The 19,078-nt window shown below is 43.5% G+C and carries 18 protein-coding genes and 1 pseudogene; all 19 read left to right on the forward strand.

Features of this window, described 5'->3' with window-relative positions; translation table 11 throughout:
- The 19 genes and pseudogenes from O3651_RS00425 to phoU all read left to right on the forward strand — a co-directional run bounded on the left by O3651_RS00425 (position 1) and on the right by phoU (position 18,915).
- Positions 1-1,260, forward strand: a complete 1,260-nt coding sequence (locus tag O3651_RS00425) for an extracellular solute-binding protein (RefSeq protein ID WP_125379541.1) — start codon at positions 1-3, stop codon at positions 1,258-1,260.
- 13 nt (positions 1,261-1,273) lie between these two features.
- Complete coding sequence (locus O3651_RS00430) at positions 1,274-2,140, forward strand: carbohydrate ABC transporter permease (protein ID WP_371609187.1); 867 nt, start codon at positions 1,274-1,276, stop codon at positions 2,138-2,140.
- A gap of 13 nt (positions 2,141-2,153) precedes the next feature.
- Positions 2,154-2,987, forward strand: coding sequence for a carbohydrate ABC transporter permease (locus tag O3651_RS00435; protein ID WP_002912289.1), 834 nt, complete (start codon positions 2,154-2,156; stop codon positions 2,985-2,987).
- A 215-nt stretch (positions 2,988-3,202) separates the two neighbouring features.
- Positions 3,203-4,648, forward strand: a complete 1,446-nt coding sequence (gene gtfA, locus O3651_RS00440; RefSeq protein ID WP_371609188.1) for a sucrose phosphorylase — start codon at positions 3,203-3,205, stop codon at positions 4,646-4,648.
- Between the two features lie 21 nt (positions 4,649-4,669).
- Positions 4,670-5,806, forward strand: a pseudogene (locus tag O3651_RS00445) (ABC transporter ATP-binding protein).
- Positions 5,807-5,979: 173 nt separating this feature from the next.
- On the forward strand, positions 5,980-7,158 hold the full coding sequence (locus tag O3651_RS00450; protein WP_371609189.1) for a galactokinase: 1,179 nt from the start codon (positions 5,980-5,982) through the stop codon (positions 7,156-7,158).
- 219 nt (positions 7,159-7,377) lie between these two features.
- Entirely contained in the window at positions 7,378-8,859 is a 1,482-nt protein-coding gene (gene galT, locus O3651_RS00455; protein WP_371609190.1) for a UDP-glucose--hexose-1-phosphate uridylyltransferase, read from the forward strand.
- Positions 8,860-8,936: 77 nt separating this feature from the next.
- Positions 8,937-9,938, forward strand: coding sequence for a UDP-glucose 4-epimerase GalE (galE, locus tag O3651_RS00460; RefSeq protein ID WP_125387886.1), 1,002 nt, complete (start codon positions 8,937-8,939; stop codon positions 9,936-9,938).
- Between the two features lie 143 nt (positions 9,939-10,081).
- On the forward strand, positions 10,082-11,005 hold the full coding sequence (locus O3651_RS00465) for a bifunctional riboflavin kinase/FAD synthetase (protein WP_371609314.1): 924 nt from the start codon (positions 10,082-10,084) through the stop codon (positions 11,003-11,005).
- 119 nt (positions 11,006-11,124) lie between these two features.
- Positions 11,125-11,523, forward strand: coding sequence for a Spx/MgsR family RNA polymerase-binding regulatory protein (locus tag O3651_RS00470; RefSeq protein WP_005590248.1), 399 nt, complete (start codon positions 11,125-11,127; stop codon positions 11,521-11,523).
- 3 nt (positions 11,524-11,526) lie between these two features.
- The gene (locus O3651_RS00475) at positions 11,527-11,805 is read left to right on the forward strand and encodes a UPF0223 family protein (RefSeq protein WP_005590249.1); all 279 of its coding nucleotides are present in this window, start codon (positions 11,527-11,529) and stop codon (positions 11,803-11,805) included.
- Positions 11,795-12,565, forward strand: coding sequence for an inositol monophosphatase family protein (locus tag O3651_RS00480; RefSeq protein WP_371609191.1), 771 nt, complete (start codon positions 11,795-11,797; stop codon positions 12,563-12,565). The genes O3651_RS00475 and O3651_RS00480 overlap by 11 nt, the downstream gene beginning before the upstream one ends.
- Before the next feature lies 1 nt (position 12,566).
- Positions 12,567-13,880, forward strand: coding sequence for an RsmF rRNA methyltransferase first C-terminal domain-containing protein (locus O3651_RS00485; RefSeq protein WP_371609192.1), 1,314 nt, complete (start codon positions 12,567-12,569; stop codon positions 13,878-13,880).
- Between the two features lie 97 nt (positions 13,881-13,977).
- Entirely contained in the window at positions 13,978-14,862 is an 885-nt protein-coding gene (locus tag O3651_RS00490) for a phosphate ABC transporter substrate-binding protein PstS family protein (protein ID WP_371609193.1), read from the forward strand.
- Positions 14,859-15,776: a phosphate ABC transporter permease subunit PstC gene (pstC, locus tag O3651_RS00495; protein WP_125372861.1), complete on the forward strand. Its 918-nt coding sequence runs from the start codon at positions 14,859-14,861 to the stop codon at positions 15,774-15,776. The genes O3651_RS00490 and pstC overlap by 4 nt, the downstream gene beginning before the upstream one ends.
- Positions 15,766-16,650 (forward strand): phosphate ABC transporter permease PstA, encoded by an 885-nt coding sequence (pstA, locus tag O3651_RS00500; RefSeq protein WP_268731185.1) that lies wholly within the window; start codon positions 15,766-15,768, stop codon positions 16,648-16,650. The genes pstC and pstA overlap by 11 nt, the downstream gene beginning before the upstream one ends.
- Positions 16,651-16,660: 10 nt before the next feature.
- Positions 16,661-17,464: a phosphate ABC transporter ATP-binding protein PstB gene (pstB, locus tag O3651_RS00505; RefSeq protein ID WP_371609194.1), complete on the forward strand. Its 804-nt coding sequence runs from the start codon at positions 16,661-16,663 to the stop codon at positions 17,462-17,464.
- Between the two features lie 27 nt (positions 17,465-17,491).
- Entirely contained in the window at positions 17,492-18,250 is a 759-nt protein-coding gene (gene pstB, locus O3651_RS00510; protein ID WP_371609195.1) for a phosphate ABC transporter ATP-binding protein PstB, read from the forward strand.
- Between the two features lie 11 nt (positions 18,251-18,261).
- Positions 18,262-18,915, forward strand: coding sequence for a phosphate signaling complex protein PhoU (gene phoU, locus O3651_RS00515; protein ID WP_061422891.1), 654 nt, complete (start codon positions 18,262-18,264; stop codon positions 18,913-18,915).
- The last annotated feature ends 163 nt before the right edge of the window (positions 18,916-19,078 follow it).

The raw sequence follows: 19,078 nt of genomic DNA on the forward strand, positions 1-19,078 counted from the left end.
ATGAAATGGTATAAAAAGATGAGCTTAGCTGCTATTACAGGACTGTCCCTTTTGGGGTTGTCAGCTTGCAGTAGCCAAGGGGAGTCGGCAGATGGTAAGGTAACGATTGAGTATTTCAATCAGAAGGGTGAAATGGTTGATACCCTTCGTGAGATTGCAAAAGACTTTGAAAAAGAAAATCCGAATGTGCATGTGAAAGTGGTGAATGTCCCTAACGCTGGGGAAGTACTCAAAACTCGCGTTCTGGCTGGAGATGTTCCTGATGTTGTCAATATCTATCCCCAGTCTATTGAATTGCAAGAATGGGCTAAGGCTGGGTACTTTGAAGATTTATCTGACAAAGACTATATTAAGCGAGTTAAGAATCATTACGCAGATAAATATGCGATAGATGGAAAGATTTACAATATCCCTTATACTGCTAATGCTTATGGTATCTATTACAACAAGGATAAATTTAAAGAACTGGGATTGAAAGTTCCAGAGACTTGGGAGGAATTTGAGGAATTAGTTGATACGATTATAGCAAAAGGGGAAACACCTTTTGCCATTGCAGGAGCAGATACTTGGACCTTGAATGGTTATCATCAGTTGGCTCTTGCCACTTCTACAGGTGGCGGTAAGGAAGCGAATGATTACCTACGTTTTTCCAAACCAAATGCCATCAAGTCTTCAGATTCAGTGCTTAAAGATGATTTCAGGCTGTTAGATTTATTCCGCAAAAAAGGTGCCATGCAAACCAACTGGCAGGGAGCAGGCTATACTGATGTTGTCGGTGCCTTTGCTAGAGGCGATGCCCTGATGACTCCAAATGGTTCTTGGGCTATCACAGCAATCAATGCGCAAGATCCTAAGTTTAATGTTGGAACGTTCCCTTTCCCTGGAAAGCAAAAAGGACAAAGCTTGACCATTGGAGCAGGAGACCTAGCTTGGTCTATCTCGTCAAGTAGTAAGCACAAGAAAGAAGCCAATGCTTTTGTTGAATATATGTCACGTCCAGAAGTTATGCAGAAATATTATGATGTGGACGGCTCACCAACAGCTATTGAAGGTGTCAAGGAAGCTGGGTCAGATGCACCGCTAGCCGGTCTTGCTGAACTAGCATTTACAGACCGACACCTCGTTTGGCTAGCTCAAGACTGGACCAGTGAAAGTGATTTTTATACCTTGACCGGGAACTATATTACAACTGGAAACAAAGAGGATATGGCGAAAGCACTAAATGCCTTCTTCAATCCGATGAAAGCAGACGTAGAGTAGGAGTAGATCTACTATGAAAAAATTGATTGAGAAATATTGGGGCTGGCTCTTTGTCCTTGTTCCCCTTGTACTACAGGCTGTATTCTTCTATGTGCCCATGTTTCAAGGTGCCTTCTACAGCCTGACAAACTGGACTGGTTTGACCTATAATTATAAGTTTGTCGGACTCAATAACTTTATGCTCCTCATGAGCGATCCTAAGTTTATGAACGCGATAGGCTTTACATTTATCATTACTATTTGTATGGTGGTTGGTGAGATTATGCTGGGGATCTGGATAGCCCGAGCTCTCAACTCGAAGATAAAGGGGAAGACTTTCTTTCGAGCTTGGTTTTTCTTCCCCGCTGTCCTATCTGGATTGACCGTGGCTCTTATCTTTAAGCAACTTTTCAACTACGGATTGCCAGCTTTAGGGAATTCCTTAGGAATTGAATTTCTTAAAACCAGCCTTCTAGGAACGAATGGCGGCGCAATCTTTGCAGCAATCTTCGTCTTGCTTTGGCAAGGGGTAGCCATGCCTATTATCATCTTCTTAGCTGGTCTTCAGTCTATCCCGACTGAGATTACAGAAGCAGCTCGAATTGATGGAGCTAGCAGCAAACAAATTTTTTGGAAGGTGGAACTTCCTTATCTCCTACCAAGTGTTTCCATGGTCTTTATCTTGGCTCTAAAAGGTGGTTTGACAGCGTTTGACCAGGTCTTTGCCATGACAGGCGGAGGTCCGAATAATGCGACCACCTCTCTAGGACTTCTGGTATACAACTATGCTTTTAAGAGCAATCAATTTGGTTATGCCAATGCCATTGCTGTTATCTTGTTTCTCTTGATTGCGGTTATTTCTATTATCCAGTTGAGAGTATCTAAGAAATTTGAAATCTAAGAGGAGAAGCCCGATGAAAAATGCAGAAAGAAAAGCTAATTTTAGTAAATATATCTTGCTAACACTGGGATCTATTATCATTTTAATTCCACTCTTAGCAACGATATTCAGTTCCTTTAAGTCTACCAAAGACATCGTTAATAATTTTTTCGGATTTCCGACTCAACCGACTTTAGAAAATTTTCAACGCCTTTTGGCTGATGGTATCGGAGGCTATTATTGGAATTCAATTGTAATCACGGTTCTATCTTTGGCTGTTGTCATGATTTTTATTCCCATGGCTGCTTACTCTATCGCTCGTAATATGTCTAAGAGAAAAGCTTTTGGTATTATGTATACGCTTTTGATTTTAGGGATTTTCGTTCCTTTTCAAGTTATCATGATTCCTATTACAGTTATGATGAGTAAGCTAGGACTAGCTAACACTTGGGGATTAATTATCCTCTATCTGGCTTACGCTGTTCCACAGACTCTCTTTCTCTATGTAGGCTACATTAAGATTTCCATTCCAGACAGTCTGGATGAAGCGGCAGAAATTGACGGTGCTGGAAAGTTTACAACTTATTTCAAGATTATCTTTCCTATGATGAAACCCATGCATGCGACAACCATGATTATCAATGCCCTCTGGTTCTGGAATGACTTCATGCTTCCTCTCTTGGTACTCAATAAAGATTCCAAGATGTGGACTCTGCCACTCTTCCAATATAACTACACAGGTCAATACTTTAATGATTATGGACCGAGCTTTGCTTCTTATGTTGTTGGGATTATTACCATTACTATCGTTTATCTCATCTTCCAGCGCAACATTATTGCTGGAATGAGCAACGGGGCTGTGAAGTAAGCTCAAGATACAAAGACTGTAAAAAGCTCACAGTGCATACAAAGGCAACCACATCCGTAAACTACTGAATTAGTAACGGTTGTAGAAAAATAGGGAATCTGAAAATGAAGCTTCAGCCTCTTGGAAGATTCGTGTTTTTCGCACAGAGCTAATAAATAGAAAACCTAAAACCGCTAGGAAAAGATATAGAAGACAAGATTTTAGAGGAGAAGACTATGGCTATTCAAAATAAGACCATGCTGATTACTTACTCAGACAGCCTGGGGGAGAATTTAAAAGATTTATATGACAATTTAGAAAAGCATTTTGGCGATGCGGTTGGAGGAGTGCATTTGCTTCCTTTCTTCCCATCAACTGGTGACCGGGGGTTTGCCCCAGTAGACTATGAAGAGGTTGATCCAGCCTTTGGTGACTGGGAGGATGTAGAAAAGCTGGGCGAGAAATATTATCTCATGTTTGACTTTATGATCAACCACATCTCACGCCAGTCCAAGTATTATAAGGATTTTCAGGAAAAGAAGGATCAGAGTGAGTATCGTGACCTCTTTCTCAGCTGGGATAAGTTTTGGCCAGAAAATCGTCCGACGCAAGCTGATGTTGATTTGATTTATAAGCGTAAGGATCGGGCACCTAAGCAGGAAATCGTCTTTGCAGATGGAAGCACCGAGTATCTGTGGAACACCTTTGGTGAAGAGCAGATTGATCTAGATGTTCGCAGTCAGGTAACTAATGATTTTATCAAGAAAACATTGCGTCAACTGTCAGAGCATGGCTGTGATCTGATTCGTTTAGATGCATTTGCCTATGCAGTCAAAAAGTTAGATACCAATGATTTCTTTGTTGAGCCAGAAATCTGGGATCTCTTAGAAAAAGTCCAGCAGCAAGCGGCTGATTTTGGGACGGATATTTTACCAGAAATTCATGAGCATTATTCTATACAGTTCAAGATTGCAGAGCATGGCTACTTTGTCTATGATTTTGCGCTACCGATGGTAACTCTTTATTCTCTATACAGTGGTAAAGCAGAGCGTCTAGTCAAGTGGCTTGAAATGAGTCCTATGAAGCAATTCACAACACTGGACACTCACGATGGTATTGGGGTTGTTGATGTTAAGGATATTCTGACTGATGAAGAAATTGACTTTGCGACCAATGAATTATATAAGGTCGGGGCCAATGTCAAGCGTAAGTATTCCTCAGCTGAGTATAATAATCTGGACATTTACCAGATTAACTCGACTTACTACTCAGCCCTGGGCGATGACGACAAGAAGTACTTCATTAGTCGTCTGATTCAGGCTTTTGCTCCAGGGATTCCACAGGTCTATTATGTTGGTTTCTTAGCTGGGAAAAATGACCTTGAGCTGCTAGAAAACACTAAGGAAGGCCGCAATATCAACCGTCATTATTACAGTAATGAGGAGATTGCTGAAGAAATCAAGCGTCCAGTTGTGCAAGCCTTGCTCAAGCTTTTCCGTTACCGCAACCAGTCTACTGCCTTTGACCTAGATGGCACTATTGAAGTGAATCTATTGGATGAAAATAGCCTCCGGATTGTCCGTAGCAATGCAGATAAGTCAGTCACTGCTCAAGTAGTTATTAACCTCAAAGAATTGACATATAGCGCGAGTGAAAATGGCCAAGCTATCACTTTTGAATAGAGATAAGAAAAGAGAAGAAGAATGGTAGAATTAAATCTGAAAAATATCTATAAAAAATATCCCAACAGCGACCACTATTCAGTGGAAGACTTCAATCTAGATATCAAGGACAAGGAATTTATCGTATTTGTTGGTCCGTCTGGTTGTGGAAAATCAACTACTCTGCGTATGATTGCAGGCTTGGAGGATATCACAGAAGGAACAGCGTCGATTGATGGTAAAGTGGTCAATGATGTGGCACCAAAAGACCGTGACATCGCTATGGTCTTCCAGAACTATGCCCTTTATCCGCACATGACTGTCTACGACAACATGGCTTTTGGTCTCAAGCTGCGCAAGTACAGCAAGGAAGATATTGAAAAACGAGTCAATGAAGCAGCAGAAATCCTAGGCTTGAAGGAATTCTTGCAACGTAAGCCAGCTGATTTGTCTGGTGGTTAGCGTCAGCGGGTAGCAATGGGACGCGCTATTGTTCGGGATGCAAAGGTTTTCCTTATGGATGAGCCTTTGTCTAACTTGGATGCGAAGCTGCGTGTTTCTATGCGGGCGGAGATTGCCAAGATTCACCGCCGTATCGGTGCAACAACTATCTATGTTACCCACGACCAGACTGAAGCTATGACCTTGGCGGATCGTATCGTTATCATGTCAGCGACCAAGAACCCTGCTGGGACTGGAACGATTGGACGGGTGGAGCAGATTGGTACGCCGCAGGAAGTCTACAAACATCCGGCAAATAAGTTTGTTGCTGGCTTCATTGGTAGCCCAGCTATGAACTTCTTCGAAGTAACTGTAGAAGGCAATCGCCTGGTCGGACTGAACGGTGACTTTAGCCTCAAGGTACCAGAAGGCAGCCTTAAGGGGCTCAAAGAAAAAGGCTATCAAGGCAAGAAAGTTATTCTGGGTATTCGTCCGGAAGATATCAACATGGAACCAGCCTTTCTGGAAACCTTCCCTGAGTCGGTCCTAACTGCGAAGATTTCTGTTTCTGAGTTGCTTGGAGCGGAGTCTCACCTCTACTGTGCGGTTGGTGGCAGTGAGTTTGTTGCCAAAGTTGATGCACGTGATCATATGAATACCGGAAGCAGTATCAAACTAGGCTTCGACCTAAACAAGGCGCATTACTTTGATGTTGAGACTGAAGACAATATTTTCTAATCTATTGCTCCTTATAAAATAATCCAGACAGATTACTGTTTGGATTTTTACAAAAAATATCTATGAAATTAGTAAAATTTTACTAAATTTATTGAAGTTTTACTCAGAAACAGTTATAATGAAATTAAGAAAACGATTACAATATCGATCATCATTTTAAAGGAGTTTAGTTTATGTCAAATGTCATTTCAGTAAAGCAAATCCGCGCAGATTTTGCCAAAATTTTTGGAGTAGAAGCGGACCACACTTTCTTTTCACCCGGTCGGATCAATCTGATCGGCGAGCATACGGACTATAACGGCGGCCATGTCTTTCCTGCAGCCATTTCTCTAGGAACTTATGGAGCGGCTCGCAAGCGGGACGACCAGCTCTTGCGATTCTTCTCAGAGAATTTTGAAGAAAAAGGGATTATTGAAGTGCCGCTGGAAAACCTGCACTTTGAGCCTGAGCATAACTGGACCAACTATCCGAAAGGAGTTCTGCATTTTCTGCAGGAGGCAGGCTATACAATTGACCGAGGCATGGATATCTATGTTTATGGAAATATTCCAAATGGTTCTGGCTTATCATCTTCTGCATCGCTAGAGCTTTTGACGGGTGTCATTGCTGAGAAACTCTTTGATTTGCAGTTGGAACGTCTGGACCTAGTGAAAATTGGTAAATTAACTGAGAATGAATTTATCGGGGTTAATTCTGGTATTATGGACCAGTTTGCTATCGGAATGGGCGCTGACCAGCGGGCTATTTACCTAGACACCAATACCTTGGAGTATGACTTGGTGCCACTTGATTTGAAGGATAATGTTGTAGTGATTATGAATACCAACAAGCGGCGTGAGTTGGCGGATTCTAAGTACAATGAGCGTCGGGCGGAGTGTGAAAAAGCTGTTGAAGAACTGAATCGCAAGCTATCTATCGCAACCTTGGGTGAGTTGGACGAGTGGTCCTTTGACGAGTATAGCTATCTGATAGAGGACGAAAATCGTCTCAAACGAGCTCGCCATGCTGTTTTGGAAAATCAACGCACTTTGCAAGCTAGAGCAGCTTTGCAGGCAGGAGATCTTGAAAAGTTTGGTCGTCTCATGAATGCGTCTCATGTTTCTTTAGAACATGACTATGAAGTGACTGGTCTAGAGCTAGACACCTTGGTTCATACGGCCTGGGAGCAAGAAGGTGTTCTAGGGGCTCGTATGACCGGAGCAGGCTTCGGTGGCTGCGCCATTGCTTTAGTTGCTAAGGATGCGGTGGAGTCTTTCAAAGAAAATGTTGGTCGCAAGTATCAAGAAGTCGTCGGCTATGCCCCTAGCTTTTACATTGCAGAAGTAGCTGGCGGAAGCCGAGTGCTGGACTAAATGGCAGAAAAGGAACTTGAGTCTGGGACAAAAGTCCTATCCTCTCAATTGTCTTTGGATTGTCGAGCAAGACGCAGTGGTTGAGTGGGCTCTACTACGCTGATTTCATCAGCTTTTACAGTCCTACTCAACTGTGCGGAGGTGGTACGACGAAATCGAATTCTAACGAATTACCGATTTCTGTCCCACTCTCTTTACTAACAAGAGAAAGGAAGAACTATGTCCAAGAAGTTACTGGATGCTTTTGTGTCAGCAGTGATTGACAATAGCAGTTTCGAGGAAATGGACACCATCTATCTGAGCAATCGTGTCATGGCTCTGGTTGGAGAGACAGTGGCAGAGCAGGAGACGAAAGCTAAGCAGCTAATTGACCTGAAGGATGACTTGGTAGCTATGGCTGTCAAGAATGGGAAGATTGGTGATACTCTGGCTGAGCAGGATATACTGGGAGCTGAGCTCATGGACTTGATTACTCCTGCCCCTAGCCAGCTCAATCAGGACTTCTGGACTTCTTATGCCTCAAGTCCCGAGCAAGCTGTGGCTGATTTTTACCAGCTTAGTAAAAAGAACGACTACATCAAACTCAAGGCCATTGCTAAAAACATTGCTTTCAAAGCGCCAACTGAATACGGAGATTTGGAAATCACCATCAATCTCTCTAAGCCAGAAAAGGATCCCAAGGAAATTGCGGCAGCTAAAAAGGCTAAGAATAGCCATTATCCAGCCTGCCAGCTTTGCATGGAAAATGAAGGCTACCAAGGCCGCTTGGATCACCCAGCCCGCGCCAACCATCGGATTATTCGATTTGACTTGGCTGGACAGGAGTGGGGCTTCCAGTATTCGCCCTATGCCTACTTTAATGAACATTGCATCTTTCTGCACAGTCAGCACCTTCCTATGGCCATCAGTCGGCTGACCTTTGAGCGCCTGCTGGGCATCGTTGAGACCTTTCCGGGTTATTTCGCTGGTTCAAATGCTGACCTGCCTATTGTCGGTGGCTCTATCCTGACCCACGACCACTATCAGGGCGGAAGTTATACCTTCCCTATGGAAATGGCAGAGCTGGATTGCAGCTTTACTTTTAGCGGTTTTGAAGAGGTGGAAGCAGGAATTATCAAGTGGCCCATGTCCGTCATTCGTCTGAAGTCTGAGAAGAAGGAACAGTTGATTGAGTTGGCTGACAAGATCTTGCAAGCTTGGCGGACTTATTCTGACCCAAGTGTGCAGGTGTTGGCAGAGTCTGAGGGTGAGCCTCACCATACCATCACACCGATTGCTCGCAGGAAAGATGAATGTTTTGAGCTAGACTTGGTCTTGCGGGACAATCAAACTTCCCCAGAATATCCAGATGGCATTTACCATCCTCATAGTGATGTGCAGCATATTAAGAAAGAAAATATCGGTCTGATTGAGATTATGGGACTGGCTATTCTGCCGCCTCGGCTCAAGGAAGAGCTCAAGCAGGTGGAGCTGTTTCTGCTAGGAGAAGACTGTCAGGTCGTGGCCTATCATCAGGAGTGGGCCAATCAACTCAAAGACCAGAATCCATATGTTACCGCTGAGACGGTGGAAGGAGTAGTTAAGGCATCGGTTGGACAAATTTTCAGCCGTGTGCTGGAAGACGCGGGAGTTTACAAGCGAACAGAGGAGGGCAAGGAGGCTTTCATGCGTTTCATCCAATCTGTTGGTTTGGAAGAATAATTGCAGCAAGAGTTTTCATTTGTCCTTATTTTTGATAAAATAGTTAAAGTATAAATCAAGATGAGAAAGAGAGAAACATGGCAATTTTAGTATTAGGTGGAGCTGGCTATATCGGCTCGCACATGGTAGACCGTTTGGTAGAAGCAGGTAAGGAAGAGGTAGTCGTCGTCGATAATTTGGTGACTGGCCATCGCGCAGCCGTCCGTCCTCAAGCAGTCTTTTATGAGGGGGATTTGGCGGATAAGGACTTTATGCGTGGCGTTTTTGCCAAACATCCATCCATCGATGCAGTTATTCACTTTGCTGCTTTTTCACTGGTCGCAGAGTCTATGGTTGATCCGCTCAAGTATTTTGACAATAACACAGCCGGTATGATTTCTCTTTTGGAGGTCATGCAGGAATGCGGTGTTAAAAATATTGTCTTTTCATCAACTGCTGCAACTTACGGTATTCCTGAGGAAATTCCGATTCTGGAAACGACTCCGCAAAAGCCGATTAATCCTTATGGTGAGAGTAAGCTTATGATGGAGACCATTATGCGCTGGGCAGACCAGGCCTATGGCATCAAGTTTGTAGCTCTGCGTTATTTCAATGTAGCTGGTGCCAAGCCCGACGGCTCAATTGGTGAGGATCACGGGCCTGAAACCCATCTCTTGCCTATTGTGCTTCAGGTGGCTCAGGGCAAGCGCGAGAAGATTGCCGTCTTTGGGGATGATTACGATACTCCGGACGGGACCAATGTACGCGATTATGTCCATCCTTTCGACTTGGCTGACGCCCATATTCTAGCTGTCGAGCATCTGCGTGCTGGACAGCCTTCAGATGTCTTTAACCTTGGCTCTTCAACTGGTTTTTCCAACCTGCAGATTGTAGAAGCAGCCCGAAAAGTGACAGGTCATCCTATTCCTTTGGAAATAGCAGAGCGACGCCCAGGGGACCCGGATACGCTGATTGCTTCCTCTGAGAAAGCACGAAAAGTTCTGGGCTGGCAGCCCAAATTTGACAATATTGAAACCATTATCGAAACTGCTTGGAAATGGCATTCCAGTCATCCAAACGGCTATGATGATCGTCAGTAACCAATGTTGTTTCATAGTTTTTGCGATATAGATAGAGACACCTTGTTAGAAATAGCAAGGTGTTTTTTTGGAGTGTTAGAAGTTCTTTTTCTTAGATTTAATTTGTTGTAAAAAAAGCGGATACATAGTAAAATAGAAAAATGATGAAAATAAGACGAATTAATAATGAATTAGAGATAAATCAGGAAGAAGATACAGTCTTGGTTCTGGGCTATTTTGACGGCCTGCATAAGGGACATCAGACACTTTTTAAGGAAGCTAGGAAGATAGCGGATGAGCAAGGACTGAAGATTGCGGTACTGACCTTTCCTGAGTCACCAAAATTAGCTTTTGTCCGTTATCAGCCAGAGTTGATGTTGCATTTGAATTATCCGGAGGAACGAGCTGCTCACTTAGAAAATTTGGGTGTGGACTACCTTTACTTGATTGACTTTACTAGTCATTTTTCTAAAAATACAGCCCGAGAATTTTTTGATAAGTACGTTTCTGCGCTTAAAGCAAAGGCAGTTGTGGCAGGTTTTGATTACCATTTTGGATCTGACAAGAGAAAGGCAGAGGAGCTTGCAGACTATTTCGATGGTCGGATTGTCATCGTCTCATCGGTCAATCAAGATGATGAAAAAATCTCTTCTACTCGGATTAGAGAGACCATTCAAAATGGTGATGTTGCCAAGGCGCATCAGCTATTAGGCTATCCTCTCTCTACTCGTGGCATTGTGGTTCATGGCAATGCTAGAGGGCGTACCATTGGCTATCCAACGGCCAATCTAGCACCATTGGATCGCGTGATTTTGCCAGCAGATGGTGTCTATGTGGTAGATGTTGAGCACAATGGCAAGATTTTTCGTGGCATGGCTAGCGTTGGCAAAAATGTGACCTTTGAAGGAGATGAGCTTCGTTTTGAAGCCAATCTATTTGACTTTGCGGAGGAAATCTATGGCGATACGATTCGGATTATCTGGCTGGATAAGATTCGTGATATGGTTAAATTTGATGGTATCGAGGAGCTAGTGACTCAATTAAAGAGTGATGAAGAAGTGGCAAGAAATTGGGAACGTTCGGAATAAATGTCAGTTTTTAATATTTTTCTTAGTATTTCGAGCCGATTCTCAAAAATATCTAGTCAAGAGAGATAAAATTTAGTATAATAGAGTTAGTTACTATATAAAAATAAGAAGAGAACAGCATGATTACATTATTTTTATCGCCTAGCTGCACTTCCTGTCGCAAGGCGCGTGCTTGGTTGATTGGTCATGAAGTTCCATTTACGGAGCATAATATCATGACGAGCCCTCTGTCTGCTCCAGAATTGCAACACATTCTTTCATTGACAGAAAATGGCACTGATGACATCATCTCAACCCGCTCAAAAATTTTTCAAAAACTAGATTTAGACGTAGAGGATTTATCGATTTCAACACTTATTAAGCTGATTGAGGAAAATCCTAGTCTTTTGCGTCGCCCAATTATCCTCGATGGTAAACGAATGCAAATCGGCTTCAATGAAGATGAAATTCGTGCTTTCTTGCCTAGAGGCTATCGGAAAGAAGAACTCAGAGCCGCAACTATGCGTGCTGATATTTAAAATATGGAAAAAAATTATAGTTACCCACTAGACTTATCGTGGAGCACTGAAGAGCTTGCTTCAGTGCTTTCTTTTTTTAATGATGTAGAGCAAGCCTATGAACAGAAGATTCAAGCGGAGAAACTGCTCCAGTCCTATGCAGTCTTCAAAAAAGTTGTTCCCAGTAAGGGAGAAGAGAAGCGACTCGGCCGTGAGTTTGAGACGGTCAGTGGCTATTCTCTTTATCGCGCTGTTCAGGAGGCAAAAAGGAAAGGGAAAGGAATGATTTCTCTTGGAAAATAAATTTCATTTTGCGAAAGAAATAGTTTATCAGGCAGGTGCTTTTTTAAGAGACCATCTCTATGATGACTTAGATGTCCTACAAAAGAGCAGCCCGACTGACTTGGTGACTCAAATGGACCGCTTCATCCAAGATGATTTGGTTGAGAAAATTTTAGCTCAGTATCCGAACGACGCGATTTTGGCTGAGGAAAATGACCTGCGACACGACATCGCGGATGGTAATGTCTGGGTGATTGATCCCATTGATGGTACCAATAATTTCATTACCCAGCGGGCTGATTTTGCTATTATGTTAGCTTATTTTGAAAATGGGCAGGGCAAGTTTGGATTGATTTACGATGTGACAAGAGACCAGCTTTTTCACGGAGGCGGGGCTTTTGATGTTTACTGCAATGACAGAAAGTTGACTGTTTTTACCGATAAGCCCTTACAGCAATATCTTATAGCTTCAAATGCTAGTATGCTGGAGCATAATCACTGGGGACTAGCTGACTTGGCTCGTGATTGCTTGGGAGTGCGTGTCTATGGCAGTGCTGGGATTAGTTTTGCTAAGACCTTGGCTGGTGGTTTAGTTGCCTATTTCTCTTATAATTGGCCTTGGGACTATGCGGCGGCCTATGTGATGGCTGACAAACTAGGCTTCGTCATTCAGACTCTTGATGGCGAACAGCCGAATTTTCAGACTCAGGAGCCGATTATGATTGCACCAAAGTGTAAGTTAGACGAATTACAAGAGTATTTACGAAAGGGAAAAGGCTAGTATGGACTTTCCAGTAGGTTTTAAGGAAAAGTATGAGGAGCTCTTGGGGAAGGAAGCAGAGGCTTTTTTTGCGACTTTTGAACAAGATCCGATTTCAGCCTTTCGCAGCAATCCTTTAAAAGAAAATCAGAAAGATTTTGTGAATGCTATCCCGAATACAGACTGGGGATATTACGGGAAAGTGTCTGGGAAGTCGGTAGAACATGTCACGGGCCTAGTTTATTCTCAGGAGCCAGCTGCCCAAATGGTTGCCCAAGTTGCAGCACCACAAAAGGGCATGAAAGTTCTGGACTTAGCTGCCGCACCAGGAGGAAAATCTACTCATCTACTCTCTTATCTAGAAAATACAGGTGTCCTGGTTTCTAACGAAATCAATGCCAAACGCAGTAAAATTTTGGTAGAAAATATAGAGCGTTTTGGAGCGCGAAATGTCCTTGTCACCAACGAATCTGCGGATCGATTGGCTAAGGTCTTTCAGGGCTATTTTGATCTCATTGTTCTGGATGCTCCTTGCTCTGGCGAAGGAATGTTTCGCAAGCAGCCAGATGCTATCCAGTATTGGAGTCTGGAATATCCTGCCCGGTGCGCGCGTTTGCAACGAGAAATTTTAGAGGACGCTGTCAAGATGTTGGCGACAGGCGGGCAGTTGGTTTATTCAACTTGCACTTGGGCGCCAGAAGAAAATGAAGAAGTTGTTGCTTGGCTTTTAGAGAATTTTCCCTTGGAATTGCTGGAAATACCAAAAATCAATGGCATGGTAGCAGGGATTGATTTCCCAGAAACAGCTCGTATGTATCCCCACCATTTCAAAGGTGAAGGGCAATTTGTAGCGAAATTTCGTTTTACAGGCAGTCAGTCTGCTAAAAAAATCAAGGTGACCAAAAATAAATTGACAGCAGAGCAGAGAAAACTCTGGCAAGATTTCCAGAAAAAGCATCTAAACATTGAGCTAGAAGGACATTTAGATACTTTTGGGGACAATCTTTATCTGCTGCCAGCTGGACTGCCAGACATGTCCAAGCTGAAAATCGCTCGCAATGGCCTGCATCTAGGAGAATTTAAGAAAAATCGCTTTGAACCGAGCTTTGCCTTAGGGCTGGCTTTGAGGCCGAGTGAAGTCGTCTCAGTCCTTGAGATTGATGACGAGGCCTTTAGCAAATATGTAGCAGGCGAGACGGTTCAACTTTCTCAAAACTATCCAAATGGCTGGTATCAAGTGCTTGCCCAAGGAAACGGTTTGGGTTTTGCAAAAATTACTGGGAATACCTTGAAAAATTATTTCCCAAAGGGGCTTCGCTTTCGTTCAAAAGACTAGGCAAAGCCCTCTTTCTATGTTATAGTGGATATAGTGGGATTTTCAGTTTCTTTCAAATAGACATTCCACTATCATTCTCAAGATTTCGAGGAAAAAAATGGTAAAGAAAAAATATAAGCTGATTTTGTCAGCGGTTCTAGTGCTATTTGCAGTCAGCCTATCAGCCTGTTCCAGCTGGATTGACCGAGGGGAGTCCATGACTGCCGTTGGTTCGACAGCCCTTCAGCCGCTCGTTGAAGCTGCAGCAGATGAGTTTGGTTCAGCCAATATTGGAAAAACGGTCAATGTTCAAGGTGGCGGATCAGGTACGGGCTTGTCTCAGGTTCAGTCTGGTGCGGTCGAAATTGGCAACTCAGATGTATTTGCTGAGGAAAAAGAAGGGATTGATGCTTCAGCCCTTGTTGACCACAAAGTAGCAGTTGCTGGAATTGCCGTGATTGTCAATAAAGAAGTATCTGTCGATAATTTAACGGCGGAGCAGCTGCAGAAGATTTTTACTGGTGAAGTGACCAACTGGAAGCAGCTGGGTGGGAAAAATCTAGAGATTTCCATCATCAACCGTGCGGCAAGCTCTGGTTCTCGAGCTACGTTTGACAGTGTCATCATGAATGGTAAATCAGCCGTTCAAAGTCAGGAGCAGGATTCAAATGGGATGGTTAAGTCCATTGTTTCTCAAACACCGGGAGCCATTTCTTATCTGGCCTTTGCTTACGTGGATGATTCTGTCAAGACTTTGAAGCTTAATGGCTACGAGCCAACGGCTAAGAATGTTGCGACCAATGCTTGGCCACTATGGTCGTACGAGCATATGTACACTCTTGGTCAGCCTAAGGGCTTGGCAGCAGAGTTTCTGGACTACATGCTGTCAGATGAAGTTCAAGATGGAATCGTCTCAGGAATGGGCTATATTTCCATCAAGGAAATGCAGGTTAGCAAGGATGCTGATGGAAACGTTACGAGCTTAAAAGGAGATAGCAAATGAGAAATGAAGAATTAGCAAAAAAATTACTATCCCCTTCGAAAAACTCTCGTCTGGAAAAATTTGGTAAATATATCACCTTTGCCTGCCTGGCTTTAATCGTCCTGATTGTAGCCATGATTTTAATCTTCGTAGCACAAAAAGGGCTGTCGACCTTCTTTGTCAACGGAGTTAATGTATTTGAATTTTTATTTGGCTCCACTTGGAATCCGTCAGGTAAGGAATTCGGTGCCCTGCCGATGATTTTGGGTTCCTTTATCGTTACCATTCTGTCAGCATTGATTGCAACTCCCTTTGCTATTGGAGCAGCCGTCTTTATGACTGAAGTATCGCCTAAAGGAGCTAAGATTCTTCAGCCTGCGATCGAGCTCTTGGTCGGGATTCCGTCTGTTGTGTACGGATTTATCGGCTTGCAGGTTGTGGTTCCCTTTGTTCGGACTGTTTTTGGTGGTACCGGATTTGGGATTTTGTCTGGTATTTTTGTGCTCTTTGTCATGATTTTGCCGACAGTAACCTTTATGACGACGGACAGTCTGCGTGCTGTGCCACGTCACTACCGTGAAGCAAGTCTGGCTATGGGGGCTACGCGCTGGCAGACCATTTGGCGGGTAACGCTCAAGGCTGCTCGCTCTGGTATCTTTACAGCTGTGGTCTTTGGAATGGCACGTGCCTTCGGTGAAGCCTTGGCCATTCAAATGGTTGTCGGTAACTCTGCGGTGATTCCAACCTCTTTGACAACACCGGCAGCTACACTGACTTCCGTTTTGACCATGGGAATCGGAAATACCGTTATGGGAACAGTGGATAATAACGTTCTCTGGTCTCTGGCTCTGGTACTCTTGATGATGAGCTTGGCCTTTAACAGTGTCATTAAACTGATTACAAAAGAAAGAGGTAAGAAAAACTATGCACGCTAAGAAATTAGATAAATTGGCGACAGGTGTTCTCTACACAATAGCGAGTATCATTGTTGCCATCCTTGCCTCTCTCATACTCTATATCTTAGTTAGAGGTCTGCCGCATGTTTCCTGGTCTTTCTTGACAGGAAAATCCTCTTCTTACCAAGCTGGCGGCGGTATTGGGATACAGCTATACAATTCCTTCTTCCTGCTGGTGATTACTCTGATTATCTCTGTTCCTCTTTCTATGGGGGCTGGGGTTTATCTGTCAGAGTATGCTAAGAAAGGCCCAGTAACCAACTTTGTCCGTACCTGTATTGAAATTCTGTCTTCACTGCCTTCGGTAGTAGTCGGGCTCTTTGGCTATTTGATCTTTGTTGTCCAGTTTGAATATGGCTTTTCTATCATCTCTGGTGCCTTGGCGCTGACTGTCTTCAATCTGCCTCAGATGACTCGTAACGTCGAGGATAGCTTACGCCACGTTCACCATACACAGCGTGAAGCAGGACTGGCTCTGGGAATTTCCCGCTGGGAAACAGTGCTGCATGTGGTCATTCCAGAGGCTCTGCCAGGGATTGTGACAGGGATTGTCCTTGCTTCTGGTCGGATTTTCGGTGAAGCAGCTGCCTTGATCTACACTGCGGGTCAATCCGCGCCAGCTCTGGATTGGTCTAACTGGAACATTTTCAGCATTACCAGCCCGATTTCGATTTTCCGGCAGGCGGAGACACTTGCTGTCCATATCTGGAAGGTCAATAGTGAGGGAACCATTCCTGATGGCACTGTGGTGTCAGCAGGATCAGCAGCGGTGCTTCTGATTTTTATCTTGATTTTCAACTTTGGAGCCCGCAAACTCGGTTCCTACTTGCACAAGAAATTAACCTCTGCATAAAGGAGAAGCAATGACAGAATATAATTGGAATGAAAAACATATCATTACTTTTCCTGAAGAAAAGGTAGCCCTTTCGACCAAGGATTTGCATGTTTACTACGGTAAAAAAGAATCCATCAAGGGCATTGATATGCAGTTTGAAAAGAATAAAATCACAGCTCTGATTGGTCCGTCTGGCTCAGGGAAATCGACCTATCTCCGCAGTCTCAACCGTATGAATGACACGATTGATATTGCCAAGGTAACAGGGCAAATTCTTTACCAAGGAATAGACGTCAATCGTCCTGATATCAACGTTTACGAGATGCGTAAGCACATCGGCATGGTCTTTCAACGGCCTAATCCATTTGCTAAGTCTATTTATCGCAACATTACCTTTGCCCATGAACGTGCTGGTGTAAAAGATAAAAATATTTTGGATGAACTTGTTGAAACTTCGCTCAAACAAGCCGCACTTTGGGACCAAGTCAAGGATGATCTTCATAAGTCAGCCTTGACTTTGTCAGGCGGCCAGCAGCAGCGACTCTGTATTGCCCGAGCTATTTCGGTCAAGCCAGATATCTTGCTTATGGACGAGCCGGCTTCTGCGCTGGATCCGATTGCGACCATGCAGCTGGAAGAGACTATGTTTGAGCTCAAAAAGGACTATACGATCATCATCGTAACTCACAATATGCAGCAGGCTGCCCGGGCCAGTGACTACACCGGCTTCTTTTATCTAGGAGATTTGATTGAGTACGACAAGACTGCCAATATCTTCCAAAATGCCAAACTGCAGTCGACCAATGACTATGTTTCTGGTCATTTTGGTTAGAGGTGAAGAAACTAAAGGAATGAATTTATGACAGAACCTATTTTGCAAGTCAAGGACTTGTCGGTTTATTATAATAAAAAGAAAGCACTCAATAGTGTCTCCTTGGACTTTATGCCTAATGAAATTACTGCCTTGATTGGACCATCAGGTTCAGGGAAATCTACCTTGCTCAAGGCTATCAACCGTATGGGAGATTTGAATCCAGAAGTCACTACGACAGGCACAGTCATCTATAACGGCCACAATATCTACAGTCCTCGGACAGATACGGTGGAGTTGCGTAAGGAAATTGGCATGGTCTTCCAGCAGCCTAATCCCTTCCCAATGACCATTTATGAAAATGTTGTCTATGGACTGCGCATCAACGGTGTCAAGGATAAACAAGTTTTAGATGAAGCGGTGGAGCGTTCCTTGATTGGGGCTTCTATTTGGGACGAAGTGAAAGACCGTTTACATGATTCGGCTATCGGCCTCTCGGGTGGTCAGCAACAGCGGATTTGTGTAGCACGCGTTTTAGCTACCAGTCCGAAAATTATCCTCTTGGATGAGCCAACGTCAGCGCTAGATCCAATCTCTGCGGGTAAGATTGAGGAAACTCTCTATGGACTTAAGGACACCTATACCATGCTCTTGGTAACTCGCTCCATGCAGCAGGCTTCTCGGCTTTCGGATAAAACGGGCTTCTTCTTGGATGGTGATTTGATGGAGTTTAATGATACTAAGGAGATGTTCCTCAACCCACAAAATAAGGAAACAGAAGATTATATTACAGGAAAATTTGGATAAGGAGTTGAATGATGTTACGATCTCAATTTGAAGAAGATTTGGAGAAATTGCACAATCAGTTCTACGCAATGGGACAAGAAGTGCTCTCACAAATCAACCGCACCGTGCGTGCTTTTGTCACACATGACCGTGACTTGGCAAAGGAAGTCATCGAAGATGATGCAGAAGTAAATGAATATGAAGTGAAATTGGAAAAGAAATCATTTGAAATGATTGCCCTCCAACAACCTGTTTCTCAAGACCTTCGCACTGTCTTGACTGTTCTCAAGGCTGTTTCAGACTTAGAGCGTATGGGAGACCATGCGGTATCCATTGCAAAAGCAGCCATTCGTATGAAGGGCGAGCAGCGTATTCCAGCTGTTGAGGAAGAAATTAAAAAGATGGGTCGCGATGTGAAAAATTTCGTTGAAGCTGCCCTTGATCTCTACCTGAATGGTTCTGTAGATCAAGCCTATGAGGTAGCAGCCATGGATGAAAAAATCAACCATTATTTTGATAGCATTCGTGACCTGGCTACGGAAGAAATCAAGAAAAATCCTGAAGCTATCGTTACAGGTCGTGATTACTTCCAGGTTATTTCTTTCTTGGAACGTATCGGCGATTATGCCAAAAACATCTGCGAATGGGTCGTTTACTTTGAAACGGGTAAAATTATTGAATTATAATATATGTTAAAGAGACAGGCTAAGCTTGTCTCTTTTGTTTTGGGAGGAGAAAAGGTGAGATGAGACGAATTTAAAAGATAGATATTTAGACTTCATGTAGATAACAGACAAATTGGGATTTCAATGGATTAAAAAGTCTAAAACAAAAAGATAATTTATCGAT

The sequence above is a fragment of the Streptococcus sp. 27098_8_73 genome, from assembly GCF_041432495.1.
Taxonomy (GTDB): Bacteria; Bacillota; Bacilli; order Lactobacillales; family Streptococcaceae; genus Streptococcus.

Coding starts and splice junctions, on each gene's coding strand:
- O3651_RS00425 (WP_125379541.1), top strand. CDS start 1: ATGAAATGGTATAAAAAGATGAGCTTAGCTGCTATTACAGGACTGTCC.
- O3651_RS00430 (WP_371609187.1), top strand. CDS start 1,274: ATGAAAAAATTGATTGAGAAATATTGGGGCTGGCTCTTTGTCCTTGTT.
- O3651_RS00435 (WP_002912289.1), top strand. CDS start 2,154: ATGAAAAATGCAGAAAGAAAAGCTAATTTTAGTAAATATATCTTGCTA.
- gtfA (WP_371609188.1), top strand. CDS start 3,203: ATGGCTATTCAAAATAAGACCATGCTGATTACTTACTCAGACAGCCTG.
- O3651_RS00450 (WP_371609189.1), top strand. CDS start 5,980: ATGTCAAATGTCATTTCAGTAAAGCAAATCCGCGCAGATTTTGCCAAA.
- galT (WP_371609190.1), top strand. CDS start 7,378: ATGTCCAAGAAGTTACTGGATGCTTTTGTGTCAGCAGTGATTGACAAT.
- galE (WP_125387886.1), top strand. CDS start 8,937: ATGGCAATTTTAGTATTAGGTGGAGCTGGCTATATCGGCTCGCACATG.
- O3651_RS00465 (WP_371609314.1), top strand. CDS start 10,082: ATGAAAATAAGACGAATTAATAATGAATTAGAGATAAATCAGGAAGAA.
- O3651_RS00470 (WP_005590248.1), top strand. CDS start 11,125: ATGATTACATTATTTTTATCGCCTAGCTGCACTTCCTGTCGCAAGGCG.
- O3651_RS00475 (WP_005590249.1), top strand. CDS start 11,527: ATGGAAAAAAATTATAGTTACCCACTAGACTTATCGTGGAGCACTGAA.
- O3651_RS00485 (WP_371609192.1), top strand. CDS start 12,567: ATGGACTTTCCAGTAGGTTTTAAGGAAAAGTATGAGGAGCTCTTGGGG.
- O3651_RS00490 (WP_371609193.1), top strand. CDS start 13,978: ATGGTAAAGAAAAAATATAAGCTGATTTTGTCAGCGGTTCTAGTGCTA.
- pstC (WP_125372861.1), top strand. CDS start 14,859: ATGAGAAATGAAGAATTAGCAAAAAAATTACTATCCCCTTCGAAAAAC.
- pstA (WP_268731185.1), top strand. CDS start 15,766: ATGCACGCTAAGAAATTAGATAAATTGGCGACAGGTGTTCTCTACACA.
- pstB (WP_371609194.1), top strand. CDS start 16,661: ATGACAGAATATAATTGGAATGAAAAACATATCATTACTTTTCCTGAA.
- pstB (WP_371609195.1), top strand. CDS start 17,492: ATGACAGAACCTATTTTGCAAGTCAAGGACTTGTCGGTTTATTATAAT.
- phoU (WP_061422891.1), top strand. CDS start 18,262: ATGTTACGATCTCAATTTGAAGAAGATTTGGAGAAATTGCACAATCAG.